Origin of the sequence: Sanguibacter sp. 25GB23B1 (assembly GCF_040012415.1) — a bacterium.
In the GTDB taxonomy this organism is placed as follows: Bacteria; Actinomycetota; Actinomycetes; order Actinomycetales; family Cellulomonadaceae; genus Sanguibacter.
In genome coordinates, this window is sequence record NZ_JBDYKL010000009.1 from 113079 (window position 1) to 120899 (window position 7821).

A 7821-nucleotide genomic window follows, 5' to 3' on the forward strand; every position below is an offset into this window, starting at 1 on the left:
GAACCTTATTGTCTCGCTCGCCCGATTCCCACCCGGTCACCCACGCTGTGGACAACCAGAGGCATGAGGACCGTCATGACGCGACGGTCGTCGCGATCCACAGGCCGTCCCGCGCACGGGTCGATCCGACGAGGAGCTCTCGTCGCGCACGGTCCCCGGCTTCGGCAGCCGCACCGGAACCTCGGTCGTCGGGTTGTGCGCTCTCCGCAGGGAACCCGCAGAGGAGCACGTGCTTGAACTCGAGGCCCCGCGCCCACCGGACCGTGCCCACCGCCACCGCGTCCGCCTGCACCCCGGGCCCGCCGTCCGGGTCGGCGAGCCGCCGGACCGGGAGCCCCGCCGCGACGAGTGCAGCCGCCGCGGTGCGCACTCCGGACGTGGTCAGGGCGAGCACGCCGACGTCGCCGTAGTTCGTCCCCAGGCTTGCCACGACGTCCTGCACGCGAGCCACGAGCGCGTCCGGGAGCTCGGACGCTGCGCCTCGCCAGCGGACCGGCTCTACGTCCGGGGCATCGGCAGAGGCCCCGTCCCTGCGGAAGTTCGTGCGGAGCGCGACGCTCCGGTCCCCGAGCACGATGCCCGCCTCGTCGAACGAGTACCCGCCCGGGTAGATCGACTGCCGACCGTCGTCGAGCAGCAGCAGCGCGTCCGGCCCGTCACCGGCCACCGCACGCAGCAGGCGCGCCTGCGAGCACGAGAGGTCCTGCGCCTCGTCGACGATGACGGAACCGATCCGGAGCTCTCCCGGCACGGTCCCGTAGGGCCGCTCCCGCAACGCATCCTCAGCCTGGAGCACGAGACCGGCCCAGTCAGTGACACCTGCCGCGTCGAGCTCGTCCGCGTACGCGCGATGGAGCTCCCAGACGGCGCGTCGCTCCGCCTCCGTGATCGGGAGCGACCGACCGACCCGGTCGAGCGCGAGATACGTGTCGAGATCGGTGAGCCCGCGGCCGCGCACGACGACGCCCACCTCCTCCTGCCAGTGCGTCGCAGGAAGGCCCGACTCCCCGAGCGCTCCCTGACGACCGACACGGTTCCACGCGAGGCTGAACGCCGTGATCGCCCGTGCGGCATCGACGCGCACCGCAGCATCTCGGGCACGGAGGATCCGTGCGGCGAGGTCGTCGACCGTCCAGAAGTCGACTCGTCGCACCGCCTCCGGCGCGAGCCGGGCGAACCGGCACTCCAGGACGGACGGCAGGACGTCCCCGAGAGAGGTGACGAGCACCCGCCCCGTGGGGTTGAGACGCGCGAGGTACGCGGCGCGATGGAGTCCGATCGTCGACTTGCCCGTCCCCGCCGCGCCATGGATCCGCGCCGGGCCGTCGAAGGTCCGACGGACGAGCGGAGCATGGGTCGGGTGCAGCCGGACCATCCACTCCTCGGCGGGGCTCGCGAGCATCGACTCGACGAGCGCGACGTCCAGGGTGCCGTCCGTCGCGAGACCTGACGTCGCGGGCCGGCCGACCCCCGGGGAGGCACTTCCCCGCACGGGGAAGAGCACCTCGCACCGGCCGACCACCTGCTCGACGAGGTCCGGGGACCACCGCTGCCCGTGCGCGAGGATGGCGCACGCCACAGACTTGCCGTCGATGATCCGCACGCTGTCGACCACCTCGTCCAGCGCCACGTCCGCATCGACGACCACGACGGGGTGCACCTCGTTCGGCGACACACCGATCTGGACGAGATCGGCTTCGAGCACCTGCCCGAGGTCCGCGAGCGCGTAGATCTCCTCGGTGATGTCGTCCTGGTCGCTGAGGAGCCGGCCGTCGGTGACCGCCGGAGACGTGACGTCCCAGGCGTCGAGAAGGAAGACTCCACCGGGGCCGACGAGGACGAGGTCGACCGCGGCGGCGTGCCGACCCGGCCCGCTGCGCCCTTCGAGGACCACGTAGCCGACTGTCGTCAACCGGCGCAGCTCCGCGAGACGCGCACCGAGCGCGCCTGCGGGTGCGCGACCGGAAGAGCGGTGCGCCGTGGCGCCCGCTGACGTTCCCGCTGTCATCCGTTCCCCTTGCTCTCTGCCGTCTCATCGACAGGAGTGCTCGGGACCTTGAGGTGGCCCGGTCACCCGGAACCGAGGACCGCAGCGGTGGAGCTCAGTGCACCGCAGCGTCGGCGACCCGTGCCAGCTCGTCGGCGACGGCCTCGACGAAGGCGTCGACGTCCTCCTCCGTGGTGTCGAACGAGCACATCCAGCGCACCTCGCCGCTCGCCGCGTCCCAGTCGTAGAAGGCGAACTGCTGACGGAGGCGGTTGGCGGCGTCGGTCGGGAGGGTCGCGAAGACCGCGTTGACGTGGGTGTCTTGCGTGAAGGCCAGCCCGGGTGCCCGGCCGTCGGCGACGAGGGCCTCGAGCCCCGCCCGCAGGCGCGCCGCCATGGTGTTCGCGTGGGTCGCGGAACGCAACCAGAGATCGCCGTCGAGCAGCGCGACGAGCTGCGCCGACGCGAAGCGCATCTTCGACGCGAGCTGCATGGTCATCTTGCGCACGTAGTCGACGCCGTCGACGGCTGCCGGGTCGAGGACGACGACCGCCTCGCCGAACATGAGGCCGTTCTTCGTGCCGCCGAAGGACAGTACATCGATGCCGACGTCGGTCGTCAGGTCGCGCAGACCGACCCCGAGACGCGCCGCCGCGTTCGCGAGACGTGCACCGTCCATGTGGACGCGCATGCCGAGAGAGTGGGCGTGCTCGGTCAGGGCGAGGAGCTCGTCCGGGGTGTAGACGGTGCCGAGCTCGGTCGACTGCGTGAGGGACACGGCGAGCGGCTGCGCGCGGTGCTGGTCTCCCCAGCCCCACGCCTCCTCGTCGATCCGCGCAGGGGTGAGCTTGCCCTCCGGAGCGTCGACGGTGAGCAGCTTGATGCCCCCCACGCGCTCCGGCGCGGCGTTCTCGTCGTTGTTGATGTGCGCGTGGCGGCTCGTGACGACCGCGCCCCACCGGGGCAGCATCGACATGAGCGCGACGACGTTCGCCCCCGTGCCGTTGAACACGGGATACGCCACGGCCTCCTCGCCGAAGTGGCCTCGCACCACCTCGTGGAGCCTCGCGGTCCAGGCGTCGGCGCCGTACGCGCGGGCATGGCCGGCGTTCGCCTGGGTCAGTGCGTCGAGGATCTCGGGGTGGACGCCGGCGTAGTTGTCTGAGGCGAAGGTGCGGTTGTTCACTCGCTCACCCTATTCCTGACCAGTGTCAGTCCCGTGCGCTTGGATGACCGTCATGGCCTCCTACCTCGCCCTCATCACGGTCCGCGACGAGATGGACGACGACGAGATCGCCGGCATGTGCGACGCGCTCGGTGCGGTGGACCCGCCGGAGCAGAGCGGAGCCGCGATCGTGTTCCTCGTGCCCGGCGAAGCACCGGACGGCGGGGTGGCGCTCTCCGCCGCGACCCAGCACGCCGCCGAGATCCTCGACGGGTACACCTACGAGGTCGAGGTCGGCGAGACGTTCTGACGGGCCAGCGGCACGGGGTCGTGGACGACGGACGGCCCGCCGCACCGTGAGGTGCGACGGGCCGTCCGAAGCATCGGTCGGGCCGCGCGAGCGGGACCGACGGAGAAGGGCGTCTGCGTCAGCGGCGCGAGCTCTTGCCGCGCATGCCCATGTAGATCGAGATGAAGGCGATCGCCATGACGATCGAGATGACCCAGCGGATCCAGTCGATCCCTGAGGTGTCCTCGACGCCGATGAGGCCGGCGAGGAACGAGCCTGCGAGCGCGCCGAGCGCGCCGAGGATGATCGTCCACAGGACGCCGATGTTCTGGTCGCCCTTCATGAACAGACGAGCGAGGGCACCGATGACGGCGCCGAAGATGACGAGACCAATGATTTCACCCATGCGGGCACCTCCTTGATGAGCGTCGCTAATTCACGACGTGTCGGATGTCAACCCCCAGATCGTGGCAGGGTTTGCGCTGGTCCGCATGTCGAGGAGCGTCGTCTACGTCACGTTTCGGTCGCGATGTCCGGCGCTATGCGGCGGTCACGGTCCCCAACGATGTGGACCCGGTCGTGTCCCCGCTCGTCGAGAAGCCGCCGACGGCGTCGTCTCCGACGGTGCCGCCCACAGAGACTCCGTACGTCTCGCCGCTGACGATCCCCGGTGCCGTGAACACGACGGACTGGAACGTCTTGGTCGCCTCGAACGCCGCGACGAGGGTCCCGTCGCTGGACGTCACCTGGATGACGGTCCCTGCCGCGTACCCGGAGTCGAAGGTCATGGCGACCGTCGCCTGTGTGGAGCTCGACGCGGGCGACTGCGCCATCCCGGCGCTCCCTGCCGCGAGGACCGTGCCACCTGTGACGAGCATGCCGGACTCGGCGTCGATCGCGCCGTTGCCGCTGCCTGTCGGACCGTTGACGACCGTTGTGCCGCCGGAGATCTCGATGGAGCCGTTCGAGTCGAGACCGTCACCTTCCGCGTCGATGACGACCGTCCCACCGGTGATGGTGAGGAAGTACTCCGCGTCGGCGGTGAAGGTGTCGCTGCCCGCCGCTGCACCACCGGGGGCGCCCCCTCCTCGGCCACCGCTCGCGGCGGCCCCGTCGGCGGGCATCTCTCCGGCAGGCATGTCGCCGGCAGGCGCCCCGCCTGGTCCGGCCGTGCCGGAAGAGTCTGCGCCACCCGCGACGTTGATGCCGTCGTCGCTCGAGGTGATCGTCACGACGCCGTTGCTGATGGTGATCTGAGCGGCCTCGAGGCCTTCGTAGGAGTTGGTCACGGTGAGCGTCCCGCCTGCGACCGTCAGGGCGGCGTCGGCGTGCACGCCGTCGTCCCCGCTCGCGAGGACGAGCTCACCGCCGGTGATGGACGCGTAGCCGTTCGTGTGGAGGGCGTCGTCGGAGGAGTCCACCGTGACCTGACCGTCTGTGACCACGACGGAGACACCGCCCTTGATGCCCTTGGTCGAGACGTCCTCGACGACGGTCTCTCCGCTTCCCCCGCCGGCGGTGACGTCCACCGCGCCGCCGAGGAGGACGACGTCGGTCGCGGCATCGATCCCGTCCCCGCCCGCCGTCAGGTCGAGCGTCCCGGCGGCGACGGAGACATAGCCCATCGTCGCGTCCTCGTCGTTGTCGGACTTCAGGGCGTCGCCGCCCGCCGTGACGGTGATGGTCCCGTCGTCGACGACGAGGTAGTCCTTGCCGCGGATACCGTCGTCCACAGCGGTCACGGTGATCGTGCCGGAGCTGATGACGAGCCCGTCCTTGCTGGTGATGCCGTCGTAGGCGTTGCCCTCGACGTCGAGCGTGCCTGTGCCGACGATCGTGAGGTCGGCTGTGCTGAAGAGCGCCGCGCTCGGCTCGTCCGTCGCGGCGTCCGGGTAGACGTACTCCTCGGCGTCGGCGAGGTGGTTCTCGGTCCCGTCGGCGAGGACGACGACGACCTCTTCCGCGTCCGTCACGACGAACGGCGACGTGGTGGAGCTCGTGAGGTCCGCGTCGTCGAGGACGACGCGGACGATCCCGTCGTCGGCGGTGTCCACGACGAGCTGGCCGTCGTCGAGCGTCCCGCTCACACGGTAGGTGCCCGCAGCGGTGATCGTCGCCGTGCTGCCGTCGACGGTCACACCGTCACCGTCGGCCGAGGCGCTGGACCCGTCGAGCGTGATCGCGACCTCGTCGGCCGTGTCCCACTCGTGGTCCGCCGGCTCGTCGTGGTCGACGGCGTTGTCCGCGAGCGCCTCGTCGACCGACGCGACGGTGACGGCGACCGCCTCGTCGTCGGACGTGGTCACCGCGGTCTCCGCGGAGGTCGTCGAGTCCGAGCAGCCGGCGAGCAGCGCGAGCGCCAGCGCGGCAGGGATGAAGGGGTTGAGAAGTGAACGTCGCATGTGTGGCTCCTGGTGTCATCGGGTATGGCACCAGGTCTACGGGGCCAGGTTGTGCGGGGCGTGGACGGTCGTTGTGAGACGGCTGTGAGGCGCCTCCGGCGACGTCCCGCTGCCCTCGTGTACGTAGGACCACGTATGTCGGACGAGAGATCAGAAAACCATGTGGAATCCCCTGATCCGGGACATCCCGCCGTGCACCTACCGTGAAGGAGAGACACGCTTCCACGAGCAAGGAGATTCTGATGACGGTTCGATCAAAAGTCTTGGCGGGTCTGGCGATGCTGGCGCTGGCCGCACCGCTGGCCGTCGGATCGGTGGTCGCACCGGCACCGGCCGTCGCGGCCGGGCCCTCTCTGCTGCCGTTCACCGTCACGAACGACAGCGGCCGCCCAGAAGCGGTCTACCTCTACACCGTCGGCGTGGACCTCGCGTCCGGACGCCTGGGGTACGTGACTCAGGATGGCACCTTCACCGCCTGGCCTGCCGGCTCGAACCCGGCCACGCCAGCACCCGACGCCTCCATCCGTATGGGCGGCTCAGGCTCCACCGCGGTGGTGAACGTACCGAAGGGCTTCTCCGGACGCATGTACATGGCGTTCGGGCAGAAGCTGGACTTCCGGCTGACCCCTGACGGCCTGGTGCAACCGGCTCCCTGGTCGCCGGGCGATCCCAACCGCGACATCCTCTTCGACTGGAGCGAGTTCACCTACGCCGACGGTGGTCTCTACCTGAACAGCTCTCAGGTCGACATGTTCGCAGTTCCGCACAAGGTCTCGGTGACGGACGCGTCCGGCGCCACCAGGTCGACGGGTCAGGTCATCAACAACGGTCGAAACAATGTGATCGACGGCATCCGGAACCAGCCAGGATGGGCCGACACGATCTATACCCGGGCGGACGGCACGGTGCTTCGCGTCCTCGCACCGGGCAAGGCGGCTGAGACCGGCATGTTCGACAAGAACTACCTGGACCCGTACATCAACGAGGCCTGGAACGCGTACGCGACGAAGACTCTGACCGTCGTGCCCTTCGCCCACCAGCCCGACACGCGCTACTTCGGCCGGACGGTGGGCAGCACGATGACCTTCACCGATGGAGCCGGCCGACAGGTGGCGTCCTTCCAGAAGCCGAGCACATCGGACGTCTGGGGCTGCGACGGGGCCCTGTCAGCACCGAACGACCTGGTTGTCGGACCGATCGCTCGCACCCTCTGCGCGGCCATGCACCGTACGACGCTCGGGCGGCTCGACACTCAGCCGAGCGGTGGGGCAGCCGACTTCTACCAGGGCGAGATCACGAACCACTATTCGCGCCTGGTCCACCAGAACATGGTCGACGGGAAGGCGTACGGGTTCGCTTTCGACGACGTGCAGGCTCAGGAGTCACTGGTCTCGAGCGGTGATCCCCGCGCGGCCGCTATCGTGCTCTCCCCGTTCGGGGCGACGTCAGGAACCACGCCGCCGCCCGCGGCGGGTGGCTCTATCGTGAGCACCTGGCACGGCAAGTGCATCGATGTTCCGAACTGGAACTTCGTGGATCGCCAGCGCATGATCGTCTGGGACTGCGCGGGCGGCACCAACCAGAAGTTCGAGTTCACCGACGGAACCGTTCGCAGCCAGAACGGCAAGTGCTTGGACGTAGCCGGAGGGTCGAAAGACAACGGAACCGCGATCCAGCTCTATACGTGCAACGGAAGTGCCGCACAGAAGTTCGTCCTGAGCGCTGCGGGCGACCTCGTGAACCCGCAGGCGGACAAGTGCGTGGACATCACGGGGTGGAACCCGAGCAACGGCGCCGAGCTCCAGCTCTGGGAGTGCACCGGCACGGCGAACCAGAAGTGGAGCCGGGCCTAGCTGTACCTAGCCGCGACGCTCCGCTGCGGTGACCTGTCTGGCGAGGTCCAGAGCGCGACAGGGTCCTCGTCCGTGGATCGAGCGTCGGGGGGGGGGGGGGGGGGGGGGGGGGGGGGGGGGGGGGG

6 protein-coding genes are annotated in these 7821 nt (G+C 69.6%); 2 read left to right on the forward strand and 4 right to left on the reverse strand.

Annotated elements, in window-relative coordinates:
- Positions 1 to 73 precede the first annotated feature (73 nt).
- Positions 74 to 2008 carry a UvrD-helicase domain-containing protein gene (locus ABKW26_RS07810; RefSeq protein WP_348592420.1) on the reverse strand — a complete coding sequence of 645 codons (1935 nt, stop codon included), beginning with the start codon at positions 2006 to 2008 and terminating at the stop codon, positions 74 to 76.
- Between the two features lie 94 nt (positions 2009 to 2102).
- Positions 2103 to 3173 (reverse strand): beta-eliminating lyase-related protein, encoded by a 1071-nt coding sequence (locus tag ABKW26_RS07815; RefSeq protein WP_348592422.1) that lies wholly within the window; start codon positions 3171 to 3173, stop codon positions 2103 to 2105.
- A 52-nt stretch (positions 3174 to 3225) separates the two neighbouring features.
- Between ABKW26_RS07815 and ABKW26_RS07820 the strand changes: the two genes are divergently transcribed.
- Positions 3226 to 3462, forward strand: coding sequence for a hypothetical protein (locus tag ABKW26_RS07820; RefSeq protein WP_348592424.1), 237 nt, complete (start codon positions 3226 to 3228; stop codon positions 3460 to 3462).
- A 118-nt stretch (positions 3463 to 3580) separates the two neighbouring features.
- Here ABKW26_RS07820 and ABKW26_RS07825 read toward each other — a convergent pair whose 3' ends face one another.
- Positions 3581 to 3847: a GlsB/YeaQ/YmgE family stress response membrane protein gene (locus ABKW26_RS07825; protein WP_348592426.1), complete on the reverse strand. Its 267-nt coding sequence runs from the start codon at positions 3845 to 3847 to the stop codon at positions 3581 to 3583.
- Between the two features lie 133 nt (positions 3848 to 3980).
- Entirely contained in the window at positions 3981 to 5843 is a 1863-nt protein-coding gene (locus tag ABKW26_RS07830; protein WP_348592428.1) for a carbohydrate-binding domain-containing protein, read from the reverse strand.
- A gap of 242 nt (positions 5844 to 6085) precedes the next feature.
- Between ABKW26_RS07830 and ABKW26_RS07835 the strand changes: the two genes are divergently transcribed.
- A complete protein-coding gene (locus ABKW26_RS07835; RefSeq protein ID WP_348592430.1) occupies positions 6086 to 7696 on the forward strand; it encodes a beta-1,3-glucanase family protein in 1611 nt (536 codons plus the stop codon).
- Positions 7697 to 7821: the final 125 nt, after the last annotated feature.